Annotated in this window: 10 protein-coding genes; 6 read left to right on the forward strand and 4 right to left on the reverse strand. The window is 72.3% G+C overall.

Features of this window, described 5'->3' with window-relative positions:
• Positions 1 to 60 precede the first annotated feature (60 nt).
• A complete protein-coding gene (locus AB0P24_RS42120) occupies positions 61 to 1083 on the forward strand; it encodes an aldo/keto reductase (protein WP_365803731.1) in 1023 nt (340 codons plus the stop codon).
• Positions 1084 to 1109: 26 nt separating this feature from the next.
• Entirely contained in the window at positions 1110 to 1712 is a 603-nt protein-coding gene (locus AB0P24_RS42125; RefSeq protein ID WP_365803733.1) for a TetR family transcriptional regulator, read from the forward strand.
• Between the two features lie 135 nt (positions 1713 to 1847).
• Here AB0P24_RS42125 and AB0P24_RS42130 read toward each other — a convergent pair whose 3' ends face one another.
• Positions 1848 to 2066 carry a hypothetical protein gene (locus AB0P24_RS42130; RefSeq protein WP_181803756.1) on the reverse strand — a complete coding sequence of 73 codons (219 nt, stop codon included), beginning with the start codon at positions 2064 to 2066 and terminating at the stop codon, positions 1848 to 1850.
• Positions 2067 to 2394: 328 nt separating this feature from the next.
• Between AB0P24_RS42130 and AB0P24_RS42135 the strand changes: the two genes are divergently transcribed.
• A complete protein-coding gene (locus AB0P24_RS42135; protein ID WP_365803735.1) occupies positions 2395 to 4677 on the forward strand; it encodes a SpoIIE family protein phosphatase in 2283 nt (760 codons plus the stop codon).
• Between the two features lie 27 nt (positions 4678 to 4704).
• Here the strand turns inward: AB0P24_RS42135 and AB0P24_RS42140 are convergent, their stop codons facing one another.
• The gene (locus AB0P24_RS42140; RefSeq protein ID WP_365803737.1) at positions 4705 to 6132 is read right to left on the reverse strand and encodes an MFS transporter; all 1428 of its coding nucleotides are present in this window, start codon (positions 6130 to 6132) and stop codon (positions 4705 to 4707) included.
• Positions 6133 to 6233: 101 nt separating this feature from the next.
• Between AB0P24_RS42140 and AB0P24_RS42145 the strand changes: the two genes are divergently transcribed.
• Together AB0P24_RS42145 and AB0P24_RS42150 are read left to right on the forward strand one after the other, a co-directional pair.
• On the forward strand, positions 6234 to 7124 hold the full coding sequence (locus tag AB0P24_RS42145) for a helix-turn-helix transcriptional regulator (protein WP_365803739.1): 891 nt from the start codon (positions 6234 to 6236) through the stop codon (positions 7122 to 7124).
• A 130-nt stretch (positions 7125 to 7254) separates the two neighbouring features.
• Positions 7255 to 7596 carry a hypothetical protein gene (locus tag AB0P24_RS42150; RefSeq protein WP_365803741.1) on the forward strand — a complete coding sequence of 114 codons (342 nt, stop codon included), beginning with the start codon at positions 7255 to 7257 and terminating at the stop codon, positions 7594 to 7596.
• A gap of 52 nt (positions 7597 to 7648) precedes the next feature.
• Here the strand turns inward: AB0P24_RS42150 and AB0P24_RS42155 are convergent, their stop codons facing one another.
• On the reverse strand, positions 7649 to 9100 hold the full coding sequence (locus AB0P24_RS42155; protein ID WP_365803744.1) for an MFS transporter: 1452 nt from the start codon (positions 9098 to 9100) through the stop codon (positions 7649 to 7651).
• Between the two features lie 95 nt (positions 9101 to 9195).
• Between AB0P24_RS42155 and dusB the strand changes: the two genes are divergently transcribed.
• The gene (gene dusB, locus AB0P24_RS42160) at positions 9196 to 10407 is read left to right on the forward strand and encodes a tRNA dihydrouridine synthase DusB (RefSeq protein ID WP_365803746.1); all 1212 of its coding nucleotides are present in this window, start codon (positions 9196 to 9198) and stop codon (positions 10405 to 10407) included.
• Here dusB and AB0P24_RS42165 read toward each other — a convergent pair.
• A complete protein-coding gene (locus tag AB0P24_RS42165; RefSeq protein ID WP_365803748.1) occupies positions 10404 to 12353 on the reverse strand; it encodes a sulfatase-like hydrolase/transferase in 1950 nt (649 codons plus the stop codon). The genes dusB and AB0P24_RS42165 overlap by 4 nt on opposite strands.
• Positions 12354 to 13033: the final 680 nt, after the last annotated feature.

Consider the following 13033-nt stretch of genomic DNA (forward strand, 5'->3'; position numbering starts at 1 on the left):
CCGGAGGGCGATGGAATGACAGATATTGAAATCTGTCATCTGTCATGCCAAGGTGGAGCCATGACGATTCAGACCCGCTCCCTCGGATCCACCGGCCCCCAGGTCTCCGCCCTCGGCCTCGGCTGCATGGGCATGTCGCCGCTGTACGGCGAGGTCGACCGTGCCGAGTCGATCGCCACCGTCCACGCCGCCCTCGACGCCGGCGTCACCCTGCTCGACACCGGCGACTTCTACGCCATGGGCCACAACGAGATGCTGATCGGCGAGGCCCTGCGCACCGCCCCCGCCGCCCTCCGCGAGAAGGCGCTGACCAGCGTCAAGTTCGGCGCCCTGCGCGACCCGGACGGCGGCTGGAACGCCTTTGACGGCCGCCCGGCCGCCGTGAAGAACTTCGCCGCCTACTCCCTTCAGCGCCTCGGCGTCGACCACATCGACGTCTACCGGATCGCCCGCGTCGACCCGGACGTGCCGATCGAGGAGACGGTCGGCGCCATCGCCGAACTGGTCGAGAAGGGGCACGTCCGGCACATCGGCCTCAGCGAGGCGAGTGTGGCGGACATCCGGCGGGCCGCCGCCACCGCGCCCATCTCCGACCTGCAGATCGAGTACGCGATCATCACCCGCGACATCGAGCGGGAGATCCTGCCGACCACCCGTGAGCTGGGCATCGCCATCACCGCGTACGGCGTCCTCTCCCGCGGCCTGATCTCCGGCCACTTCACCCGTGACCGGCAGCTCGGCGCGGGCGACTTCCGGTCCATCTCGCCGCGCTTCCAGGGCGAGAACCTCCGGCACAACCTCGACCTCGTCGAGGCGCTGCGCAAGATCGCCGACGAGAAGGGCGTGAGCGTCGCGCAGATCGCCATCGCCTGGGTGCTCGCCCAGGGCGCGCGGCACGGCGACGACATCGTGCCGCTCATCGGCGCCCGCACCCGCGAGCGCCTCGCCGAGTCGCTGGGCGCGCTGGACGTCACCCTGGACGAGGCCGACCTCGCGGCGATCGAGGAGGCCGTGCCGGCGGACGCGGCGGCGGGCACCCGCTACCCGGCCACCCAGATGAGCCATCTCGGCACGGAGCACTGACCACGGCGCCAGGTACCGTCTAGGTCATGGCAGCGACGTCCCCGACCCCGTCCCCGGCCCTGACCGCCGAGCGCATCCTCGAGGCGACCGAGGAGGTGCTGCGCCGGCACGGCCCGGCCAAGGCCACCGTGGTGGACGTGGCCCGCGCGCTCGGCGTCAGCCACGGCAGTGTCTACCGGCACTTCCGGACCAAGGCGGCGCTGCGGGAAGCGGTGACGAAGAGGTGGCTGGACCGCACCTCGGAGCAGCTGTCCGGCATCGCGGCCGGGGACGGGGACCCGCGGGCCCGGCTGCGGGACTGGCTGCGGGCCCTGTTCGAGGCGAAGCGGCGCAAGGCGGGCGCCGACCCGGAGCTGTTCGCCACCTACATGGTGCTGGTCGACGAGAACGGCCCGGCGGTCACCGAGCACATCGCCGACCTGACCGGCCAGCTGACCGGGATCATCCGGGACGGGACCGGGACGGGTGTCTTCGCCGTGCCCGACCCCGCCGTCGCGGCCCGGACCGTCTTCCAGGCCACCGGCCGCTTCCACGACCCGGCCTATGCGCGGGAGTGGGAGGGGCCGCAGGCCGAGGCGGACTTCGGGGCGCTGGTGGAGCTGCTGCTGCGGGGCCTCGGCGCACGTTGACGGCCACGGCGGGGGAGCGGACCCCCTCGCCGACGCCGGGACCCGCAGGTGCCGGCGTGCCGCGGGGGAGGAGCCGGTCAGCGGTCGTCCTTCCGGCCGGCGCGGCCGGGGGCGGCACCCCCGCGCCGACGGAAGTCATCGCGAGGGCTGGGCGCCCGCGGGGTCCACGGTGGCCTGGTGGGCCTCGGCCAGATGCTCCTGCGCCTTCAGCCAGGGCAGGAACTGCGCGCCCTTGCGCCAGCCGCAGGTGTCGCAGGTGATCGTGCGCTGCACACCCGTGCGCCGCACCCGGACCACGTGTTCCCGGCCGTGCTGGTCCCAGCGGCTGACCTTGCTCTCGTCGATCTGCGACATGACGCCTCCGGAGTCCGTGCCCGGTCTGCTGTCCGGCATGTGTCGACGGCGGTCGACGGCAAGGAGTGTGCAGCAAGACCAACATCAACGGGGCTTTCTTCACCGGGTTTTAGCGAGGACGCGCGCGGAGTTCACACGGCGGACCGGACCCGGCCGCGCAGGCCGCGCCGGAGGTCCGGGTGCCCCCGGAGGCGCCTTTTGCCCGTTCCCGTCCCAACCACCGGATCATGAGCCGGACTTGGTGTACCGACGGAAACCCTGGACAGGGCATTGACCCTGGCTCAAGATGAAAGCGACCTTGTGAAGCGGCCACCGGCACGGAGAGGCGATGCTGCCGGATCCTCAACGTTTCCTGGCCGTTGCCGGCCGCCGGATCGCTCGCGCCGAGGGCGCGGCCGAGGCTGTCCGTGAGCTGTACCGGGTGACGGTCCCGGACCTGGCGGACGGGATGTTCGTCTACCTCGGCGACCGGTCGACGGACCGGTCGGAGCCGGAGCGCCTGGAGTTGGACGGGGCGCCCTCCGAACTCGGCGGCGCCATGGGCGGGATGCCCCCGCAGTCGAGACCGCTGGCACCCGACGGCGCGCTCGCCGCCGTCCTGCGGTGCGGCAGGGCGCGCGGCCGGGGATCCGACGACCCCCACGGCCCCGGCAGCCCCGACGACATGGACGAGGCCCTTCACGAACTCCTGGGGACGGCGGTCCGCCTTCCGCAGGGCAACCGGGTCCTGCTCGCCCCGCTGCGCGCACCCGACGCCGTCGTGGGCGTGGCGGTGTTCCTGCGGCGCCCGGACCGGGAGGACTTCGTGGCGGACGACATAGCCCTGGCCGACGCGCTGTCGGCGCAGACCGCGCTCGGTGTGCGCGAGGACGCCCTCGGCGCCGGGACGCCCGCCGCGCCCAAGGCCCCGGACGAGGACCGGCTGCGCTACGTCGGCGCCGCCACCCGGCGGATCGCCCGCGGCTTCGACACCGACGAGATCGTGCTCGGCCTGTGCCGGGCCGCCGTACCGACGTACTCCGACGCGGCCCTCGTCTACCTGCGCGACCCGCTGCCGGTCGGCGACGAACGCCCCACCGGCCCGGCCGTGCTGCGGCTGCGCCGCACCGACCGGCTCAAGGGCCCCGGCGCCGAGGGCCTGGTCTGGCCCGCGGAGACGGTCGACGACGAGCAGGACGACCTGGACGCCTCCGACTGGAGCGAGGTGGTGCCCGGCGGCGCCCTCGCCGAGGTGCTGCGCGGGGTCCGGCCGGTGTTCGCCGACACCCCGCCGACCCGCGCCGCGCTGGGCGAACTCGTCGGCGCGGACAGCGCGTTGAACGACTGGGTCGGCTCGCACGCCATCCTGGCCCCGCTGCGCGGACGGCGCCGGGTCACCGGTGCGGTCGTCTTCCTGCGCCGGCCCGAGCGCCTGGCGTTCGAACCCGCCGACCTGCTGGTCGCCGCCCAGCTCGCCACCCACACCGCGCTCGGCGTCGACAAGGCCGTGCTGTACAGCAGGGAGGCCTTCATCGCCGACCGGCTCCAGCGCGCCATGCTGCCGCAGACGCTGCCCCGGCCCACCGGCGTCCGGCTGGCCGCCCGCTATCTGCCCGCCGCCGAGACCGCGCGCGTCGGCGGCGACTGGTACGACGCCATCCCGCTGCCCGGCAGCCGGGTGGCGCTGGTCGTCGGCGACGTCATGGGCCACTCCATGACGTCGGCCGCCGTCATGGGCCAGCTGCGCACCACCGCGCTGACCCTGGCCGGCCTCGACCTGCCCCCGCAGGAGGTCCTGCACCACCTCGACGAACAGGCCCAGCGGCTGGGCACCGACCGCATGGCCACCTGCCTGTACGTCGTCTACGACCCCGTCTCGCACCGCATGACCGTCGCCAACGCCGGCCATCCGCCGCCCATCCTGCTGTACCCGGGCGGCAAGACGGAGGTCCTCACGGTGCCGCCGGGCGCCCCGATCGGCGTCGGCGGCATCGACTTCGAGGCGGTCGAGCTGGACGCCCCCACCGGGGCCACCCTGCTCCTCTACACCGACGGCCTGGTGGAGTCCCGGCTGCGCGACGTGTGGACCGGCATCGAGCAGCTGCGCGAGAAGCTCGCCGCCACCGCCCAGCTGACCGGCCCCGACCGGCCGCCGCCGCTGGAGGCGCTGTGCGACGAGGTGCTCGACATGCTCGGGCCGGGCGACCGGGACGACGACATCGCGCTGCTCGCCGCCCGCTTCGACGGCATCGCGCCGAGCGACGTGGCGTACTGGACGCTGGAACCGGAGGCCGGCGCCCCCGGGCGGGCCCGCCGGCTCACCCGGCAGGCCCTGGCCGGCTGGGGCCTCGAGGACCTCAGCGACACCGCCGAGCTGCTGGTCAGCGAGATCGTCACCAACGCCGTACGGCACGCCTCCCGCCCGATCAGCCTGCGGCTGCTGCACACGGACGTGCTGCGCTGCGAGGTGGGCGACGACGTGCCGCAGCTGCCCAGGCTGCGCCAGGCCAAGGCCACCGACGAACACGGCCGCGGCCTCTACCTGGTGCACCGGCTGGCCCGGCGCTGGGGCACCACGCGCCTGGGCACCGGCAAGATCGTCTGGTTCGAACTGGGCGGGAACGCCGGGTAGTCCCAGGGCCGCGGGAGTGCGGCCCGGTCAGCTCACGGTGCGGGGCAGCCGCAGGCTGAGCAGGCCGGTCAGCACCACCAGGCCGAGCTGTACCAGCAGGGTGGTGACCAGGGCGTCCCGCATGCCCTGGTGCGGGACCAGGGAGAGGAACAGGGTGCCCAGGGTGGCCACGCCGAGGGCGAGCGCGGACTGCTGGGTGGTGACCATCACACCACTGCCCACCCCGGCCCGCGCGGGCGGCACCTCCGACATCACCAGGCGCAGCACGTTGGGGAGTTGCAGGGCCTGACCGGCGCCGGCGACCGCGACCCCGGGCAGCAGACCGACCAGGTCCAGGTGCGGCCAGTCCCGCGCGGCGGCGAGCACGATGAGGACCAGGCCGACCGCCTGGATCACGGACCCGGCGGTCACCACCCGGCTGCCGTACCGGGCGATCAGCCGTGGCCCGGCGAGCGAGACGAACAGGAAGACGACCGCCATCGGCGCGAGCGCCGTCCCGGCCGCGACCGGACCCAGGTGCTCCCCGCTCTGCAGGGCCACGGCGATCACGAACATGAACCCGCTGAACCCGATGGAGAACGGCAGCATCATCGCCAGCCCCCGGCGCAGCGAGGCGAGTTCGAACAGGCTGGGCGGGACCAGCGGCGTACGGCCCGCCCGGTCGGCGCGGCGCTCCACGGCGTAGAAGGCGACGGTCACGCCCGGGAACGCGGCCAGCGACAGCCAGGTCCACAGCGGCCAGCCCGCCGCCCGGCCCTCGGTGAGCGGGGCGAGGAGGGTGAGCAGGGAGACGGCGAGCAGCACGGTCCCGGGTCCGTCGACGGGCTCGGGCTTCTGCGAGCGGGTCTCCGGGACGAACCGCGCGCCGAGCACCAGGCCGACGACCACGACGGGCACGTTGACCAGGAACACCGACCGCCAACCCGTCCCCGCGATGTCGGCGGCGACCAGGACCCCGCCGAGTATCTGCCCGGCCACCATGGACAGGCCCGCGGTGGCGCCGTACAGGCTCATGGCGCGGGCGCGGCGGCCGCCGCTGGTGGCGGCCTGGATGGTGGCGAGGACCTGCGGGAGCATCGCGGCGGACGCGGCGCCCTGGGCGACCCGGGCGGCCACCAGCGACCAGGCGCTCGGTGCGAGCCCGCACGCCAGCGAGGTCAGCCCGAACGCGGCCATGCCGCCGAGGAAGAGCCGGCGGCGCCCGAACAGGTCGCCGAGCCGGCCGCCGAGCACCAGCAGCACGGCGTAGGCGACGCCGTACCCGGCGACGACGAGCTCCAGGACCGCCTCGCCCGCGTGCAGGTCGGCGCCGATGGTGGGCAGGGCGACGTTGACGATGAAGAAGTCGATGAGGGGAAGGGCGGCGGCCAGCAGGACGGTGAACAGTCCGGGGCCGCCGAGCGCCGGTGGCGCGGCGGGGGACCGTACGGTCGCGGTGGTGGCGGTTTCGGTCATGCACCCGAGCCTGCGGCCTGGCTCAGACTGGTACCAGAGTCTTCTTGTCCTGGTAGCAGAAGTACCTGGCAACAGGATCGGCGGCGCGGCAGGCTGGATCCATGACGACGACGGCGCAGGAGAAGACGAACCCCCGTCCGACGGCGGCCCCGGCCCGGGGCGCGGACGTCCGGCGGCACGAGCTGGCCGCGTTCCTGCGCAGCCGCCGTGAGCGGATCACCCCGGAGGAGATGGGCCTGCCGCGCGGCACCCGCCGCCGCACCCCCGGCCTGCGCCGCGAGGAGGTCGCGCAGCTCTCCGCGGTCGGCGTCACCTGGTACACGTGGTTGGAGCAGGCCCGGGACATCCAGGTCTCCGTCCAGGTCCTGGACGCCCTCGCCCGCACCCTCCGGCTCGACGGCAGCGAGCGCGCCCACCTCTTCCAGCTGGCCGAGGCCGTCGACCCGACCCCGGCCGCGAGCTGTACGGGCGTCACCCCGGCCCTGCAGGAGATACTCAGCTCCCTGGAACCCCTGCCGGCCTCCGTCCAGAACAGCCGCTACGACATCCTCGCCTACAACCGCACCTACGCCCGCCTGATGGGCGACCTCGACGCGGTCCCGCCCGAGGACCGCAACTCCATGATCCTCGTCTACACCCACCCCGAGTGGCGGCGCTCCATCGTGCACCTGGAGGAGACCCGCCGCCTCATGGCCGCGAAGCTCCGCGCGTCCATGGCCGGCCATCTCACCGAGCCGGCCTGGAAGATGCTGGTCAAGCGCCTGATCGCGGAGTCCCCGGAGTTCCGCGAGAACTGGCGGCGCTACGAGGTGATGGACCTGCGCGCCAGGACCAAGGAGTTCCTCAACCCGTACGTCGGCCGCCTCACCCTGGAACACACGGACCTGTTCCTGAACCAGGCGTCCGGGGCGCGGATGGTCACCTACGCCCCGGCGGACGACGGCTCGCGACAGCGCCTGGAGCAGCTGTACGACCTGGTGCGCGCGGGGTAGCCGAACTCCTGCCCGGTCCACGGGAATTCGTTCGCGCAACTGAGTACCCGTACTCAGGACCGGGGCGCGGTCCTTCCCCGACGATGCAGACAGGCAGAGGAACCGACCACCGGCCACGGGGGAGACGACGATGGAATCCGGCCCGGCCCGCACCGTTGTCCGGCTGATGCTCACCAACCGCCTCTCGGCGGCCTACCTCGGCCTGGTCGCCGTCGTCATCGCCAAGGCCGTCGCCGACTCCGCCCACGCGGACGACCACGCCTCCGACTACGCCTGGCTCTGGCCGCCCCTGGTCACCTTCCCGGTGTTCCCGCTGGTCTCGGCACTGGGCAGGACGGCCTGGCGCACGGACACCCCGAACTGGTTCTTCATCACCACGGTCGTCGTCTCGGCCCTCCTGCAGTCCCTGGCCCTGGGCGCCCTGCGCCAGGCCGTCCTCGCCCGGCACCGCCGCTCGCTCCGTTCCTGCTGACGAACAGGGCGGACGAAAGTTCGCCCCCTGGACTCCTGGACCCCTGGACCCTCTAGACCCGCTCCGCCGTCCCCACGACATTGCGGATCTCCGGTGACTCCAGGCGCTGTGCGGCCCGTTCGGCGGTGGCGCGGGCCCAGCGGCCGTTGGTCACCGCGCCCAGGAGCAGGACCGCGAGGCCGCAGCCGACCAGGATCCACCAGCCGGGGCGGGCGGCGGTCACGAACCTGCCGGCGTACGACGACGAGCCGATCCCGGAGGCCAGGACCGCGCCGATCACCGCGACGCCGAGGGTCTGGCCCAGCTGGCGGCTGGTGGAGGCGACCGCGGCGGCGACGCCGGCCTGGGTCCTCGGCATGCCCGACACCGCCGTGTTGGTGATCGGGGCGTTCACGAAGCCGAAGCCGATGCCGAAGAGGACGTAGCCGATGACGAGGGTGGTGTCCGAGGTCTCCGCCTCGAACGCGGCGAAGAGGACGGCGCTGGCGGTCATCGCGATGCCGGCGATCACCAGCGGCAGGCGCGGCCCCCGGCTGCCGACCAGACGCCCCGCCAGCGGCGCGCACAGGAACATCGGGACCGCCATCGGCAGCATCCACAGGCCCGCGTGCAGGGCGTCGAGACCGCGCACGTTCTGCAGGTAGAGCGTGGACAGGAACAGGAAGCCGCCGAGCGAGGCGAACGCGCTGATCGCGGTCACGGTGGCGCCGCTGAACGGCGCGGAGCGGAAGAAACGCAGGTCGATGAGGGGTTCTTCGCGTCGCGGCTCGTACCACAGGAGGCCCAGCAGGGCGGCGACGACCACCGCGGCGAAGGGGAGGACGGTGCCCGGGTCCGCCGTCGGCGCCTCGATGATCGAGTAGGTGAGCGAGCCGAACAGGGCGATGACCAGGACCTGGCCGACCGGGTCGGGGCGGCGGGCCTTCGGCGCCCGGGACTCCGGCACGAAGCGCAGCGTCAGCAGGACGGCCGCGAGGCCCACCGGGATGTTGACCCAGAAGATCGCGCGCCAGCTGACCGACTCCACGAGCAGGCCGCCGACCAGCGGTCCGGCGGCCATGGATATGCCGACCACCGCACCCCATACCCCGATCGCGCGGGCCCGCGCGCGCGGGTCGGTGAAGGTGTTGGTGATGATCGACATGGCGACCGGGTTGAGCATCGAACCACCGACGGCCTGGACCATGCGGAAGGCGATCAGCGAGTCGAGGTTCGGCGCGAGGGAGCAGAGCAGCGAGCCGGTCGAGAAGACGACCAGGCCGGTCATGAAGACCTTCTTGCGGCCGATCCGGTCGCCGGTGGAACCGGCGAGCATCAGGAGCGACGCCAGGACCAGCGTGTACGCGTCGATCGTCCACTGCAGCCCCGCCGTCGAGGCGTGCAGCTCGCGCTGTATGGACGGCAGGCCGACATTCAGCGCGGTCGTGTCGAGACTCACGATGAGCAGGCTCGTGCAACAGATCGCCAGAACGAGCATCCGGCGGTGGGGACTGAGCTCGGACATGGCTCTCATCGTACGCCCGCTTCGATAGTGCGTCTAACTAATTAGTGTGGCGCGGTCACGGCTGAGCACCGCGCGGCGTACGGGACAATGGGGGAATGCCCGAGCCCACGTCCCCCCTCCAGATCGGCCCGCACACCGTCCGGACGCCGGTCGTCCTCGCCCCCATGGCGGGGATCACCAACGCGCCCTTCCGGACCCTGTGCCGACACTTCGCCGAGGGCGAACCCTCCACCGGAGGCGGGGCGGAGGACGGAGCCAGTGGTCTCAAGGGGCTGTTCGTCAGCGAGATGATCACGACGCGGGCGCTGGTCGAGCGCAACGAGAAGACCATGCAGCTGATCCGCTTCGACGAGAGCGAGAAGCCCCGGTCCATCCAGCTGTACGGCGTCGACCCGGCCACCGTCGGCAAGGCCGTCCGCATGATCGCGGAGGAGGGCCTGGCCGACCACATCGACCTGAACTTCGGCTGCCCGGTCCCGAAGGTGACGCGCAAGGGCGGCGGGTCCGCCCTGCCGTACAAGCGGAACCTGCTGCGCGCCATCCTGCGCGAGGCGGTGAGCGGCGCCGGTGAGCTGCCCGTCACCATGAAGATGCGCAAGGGCATCGACGACGACCACATCACCTACCTCGACGCCGGCCGGATCGCCGTCGAGGAGGGCGTCACCGCGATCGCCCTGCATGGCCGCACCGCCGCCCAGCACTACGGCGGCACCGCCGACTGGGAGGCCATCGCCCGGCTGAAGGAGCACGTCCCGGAGATCCCCGTGCTCGGCAACGGCGACATCTGGTCGGCCGAGGACGCGCTGCGGATGGTGCGGGAGACGGGCTGCGACGGCGTGGTCGTGGGCCGCGGCTGCCTGGGGCGGCCGTGGCTCTTCGCCGACCTGGTCGCCGCCTTCGAGGGCCGGGAGCAGGCCGGTGCCGGAGGCACCGACGGACACCGCGCCCGGCCGTCCCTGCGCCAGGTCGCCGACGTCATGGTCCGGCACGCCACCCTGCTCGGCGAGTGGCTCGGCGACGAGTCCAAGGGCGTCGTCGACTTCCGCAAGCACGTCGCCTGGTACCTCAAGGGCTTCGCGGTCGGCAGCGAGATGCGGCGGCGCCTCGCCGTCACCTCGTCCCTGGCGGAGCTCCGCGCCGGCCTGGACGAACTCGACCTCGACCAGGCCTGGCCCGACGGCGCCGACGGGCCCCGCGGCCGTACGTCCGGCAACAACCGGGTGGTGCTGCCGGACGGCTGGCTGAAGGACCCGTACGACTGCGCGGGCATCGGCGAGGACGCGGAACTGGATACGTCCGGGGGCTAGTTGGACTTCGGGTGCGGGGTGGAGCCGTACGCCGTCAGGAACTTGTCGCGGAACGCGCTCATCTTCCACACCGGGGCGTTGTGTGCCGGACGCAGACCGTCGGTCCAGTTCCAGGAGTTGATCGCGTCCAGCACCTTCGGGTCCTTGGCGACGATCGAGACCGGTACGTCACGGCTGGCGTGGTTGCCGCTGACCCGGGCGATCGGCTGGTGGTCGCCGAGGAAGACGAGCACGGTGTTGTCGTTGCCGTAGCGTTGCAGCCACTGGGTGAGCGCGGTCACCGTGTACTGCACCGACTTGCCGTACTCCTGCCGGGACTTGGTGGTGTCGGCGATGACGTCCGACGCCTTGTTGCCGGCCTTCTCGATGGCGTTGAAGACCGACCCGTCGCCCAGCTGGTCCCACGGCACCATCTTCGGGATCGGCGCCCACGGCTGGTGGCTGGAGGTCAGGATCAGGAACGACATCCGGGACTTGCCGTCGGCCGGTTTCCTGCTGTGCACCCGGTCCTGGAACTGCTGGAGGGCGTATTGGTCGGGCATGGTCGACCAGCTGAACTTCGGTCCCTTGTAGCCGAGCTGGAAGGCGTTGTAGACCTTGTCGAGGCCGTAGAAGCTCTGCTCCGGCCAGCCCTTCTGGATGCCCGGCATCACACCGACCGTGTCGAAGTCACCGGTCTTCTTGAACGCCTTGGTCAGGCTGAGGTGATCGCTGGCCATGACCGTCCGGTAACGCTGCTGGTTGCTGACCCACAGCCCCGACATGGTGGTGGAGTGCCCGAGCCAGCTGCTGCCGCCGTAGGTCGCCGACGTCAGCCAGCCGCTCTTCGCCGCGTAACCGGCCTTCTCCAGCATCGCGGTCTGCGCGTCCAGCGTCTTGTCGACGCCGGGCGCCTCGATCGGGTCCTCGATCGCGCTGCGGCCGTAGCTCTCGATGAACGTGAAGATGACGTCCTTGCCGCGCAGGTCCGGCACCAGCTGGTCGCCCGGGGTGTTCCCGAAGGCGTCCACCTTGGCCACCTTCCGGAACTCCGCCTCGTCCTTCAGCGTCTGCTGGACGGTCCGCACCTGCGTCTTCAGCACGGCGGTCGCCTTCTGCGCGGCGAGCGGCGACCCGGCGACCGACAGCCCGAGCGCGTTGCAGGTGATCCACACCGTGCCGACGATCAGGGTGCCCCGGGTGGCCCGGCCGCGCTGCCGGGCGAGCTGGTTGGAGACCCGTACGGTGGCCAGCGCGACCACCCCGATCAGCAGGAAGATCAGCAGGACGGCGCCCACGGTGATCGCCAGCTCGACGGTGGAGCCGAGGGTGTCCGCTAGGTAGCTGCGGGCGTCGGGCAGCAGCGACCAGTCCAGGATGATGTTGAAGGGCCGGCCCAGGTAGTCGACGAACCCCATGTTGAACATGTCGATGATGGCCAGCGCCCCGACCACCGCCCCGGCCAGCGCCGACAGAATCAGCCGGGCCCGGCGCGGCAGGCTCAGCAGCACCACCGCGCCCATGACCGCCTCGGCCGGGATCCGCACGAACGTGACCGTCTTCAGCCCGCTGAGCGTGTTCGGCATCAGCAGGCAGGCGTAGACGAGCAGGGCGGAGAGCGTGGTGACCGCGATCGACAGCACCCGGGCCGCGATGGGGTGCTCCTTGCGCCAGCGCTGCCATATCCGCGGCCGCCGAGCGGGGGTGGCCGCCTCGGCGCCCGGTACGGGAAGAACCTCGGCCCCAGCAGCCGCCCCGACCTCCACTTCGGCGCCGGCCCCGGCTTCCGTCTCGGGCAGCCCGGTCTCCGTCTCGGGCTTGGGCCCGGCTTCCGTCTCGGGCTTGGCCCCGGCCTCAGCTTCGGGCTTGGGCCTGGTCTCCGTCTCGGGCTTGGTATCGGCGCGGGGCCCGGCTGCTGCCCCGGATATGGGTTCGGAAGCCGACGCGGCTTCGGCCTCGGACTCCACTCCGGCCTCTGCGCCGCCTCCGGGCTTGGCTTCGGCGCGGGGCCCGGCTGCTGCCCCGGGTATGGGTTCGGAAGCTGACGCGGCTTCGGCCTCGGACTCCGCTTTGGCTCCGGCCGCGGCCTCGGCCTTGGCATCGGCCTCAACCTTGGTTTCGATCTCAGCCTTGGCTTCGGCTATGGGCCCGGCCTCGGGCTCGGCTTCGGACCTTGCCCCCGCTTCGGGCTCGGCTTCACCGGGCTCGGCTTCACCGGGCTCGGCTTTCGCGCCAGCCTCTGCCTCCGCGGGCTCGCCCTCCGTGGTCTGCGTGACCTCAGTCTCGGACTCCCCGGCCGTACTTGGTGACTGGCGTGTGCTCGTGTGCTGAGGCAACCCGGAGGTCCTTCCGTGCGAGACCCGTGAAACGGAAACGGCGGGTCGACGCTGGGGAGGCCTGGACCCGACAACTTCCCGTACGGCTCACGCATGGCCCCTGTTCAGGGCCTCCGGCAAACACCGGGCAAACGCGTATCAATCCGCGCCCCAAACAAGGGCCCCGAGAGGGGCGCGGGGCCGTGCCGACACGCGGCCGCGGGCCGGTGGGGGCGAACAGCCCCACGCTCAGTTCCACATGGGGTAGCTCATGACCTGCGTGTATCCCTCCGGCCTGGCACCGGGGTAGGTCAGGTTCAGGCGCGTGAAGT

This window comes from Streptomyces sp. NPDC086519 (assembly GCF_040686075.1).
Taxonomy (GTDB): domain Bacteria; phylum Actinomycetota; class Actinomycetes; order Streptomycetales; family Streptomycetaceae; genus Streptomyces; species Streptomyces shenzhenensis.

Excerpts from the sequence above, each read along its gene's own strand:
- AB0P24_RS42120 (WP_365803731.1), top strand. The coding sequence starts at position 61 with ATGACGATTCAGACCCGCTCCCTCGGATCCACCGGCCCCCAGGTCTCC.
- AB0P24_RS42125 (WP_365803733.1), top strand. The coding sequence starts at position 1,110 with ATGGCAGCGACGTCCCCGACCCCGTCCCCGGCCCTGACCGCCGAGCGC.
- AB0P24_RS42130 (WP_181803756.1), bottom strand. The coding sequence starts at position 2,066 with ATGTCGCAGATCGACGAGAGCAAGGTCAGCCGCTGGGACCAGCACGGC.
- AB0P24_RS42135 (WP_365803735.1), top strand. The coding sequence starts at position 2,395 with ATGCTGCCGGATCCTCAACGTTTCCTGGCCGTTGCCGGCCGCCGGATC.
- AB0P24_RS42140 (WP_365803737.1), bottom strand. The coding sequence starts at position 6,132 with ATGACCGAAACCGCCACCACCGCGACCGTACGGTCCCCCGCCGCGCCA.
- AB0P24_RS42145 (WP_365803739.1), top strand. The coding sequence starts at position 6,234 with ATGACGACGACGGCGCAGGAGAAGACGAACCCCCGTCCGACGGCGGCC.
- AB0P24_RS42150 (WP_365803741.1), top strand. The coding sequence starts at position 7,255 with ATGGAATCCGGCCCGGCCCGCACCGTTGTCCGGCTGATGCTCACCAAC.
- AB0P24_RS42155 (WP_365803744.1), bottom strand. The coding sequence starts at position 9,100 with ATGTCCGAGCTCAGTCCCCACCGCCGGATGCTCGTTCTGGCGATCTGT.
- dusB (WP_365803746.1), top strand. The coding sequence starts at position 9,196 with ATGCCCGAGCCCACGTCCCCCCTCCAGATCGGCCCGCACACCGTCCGG.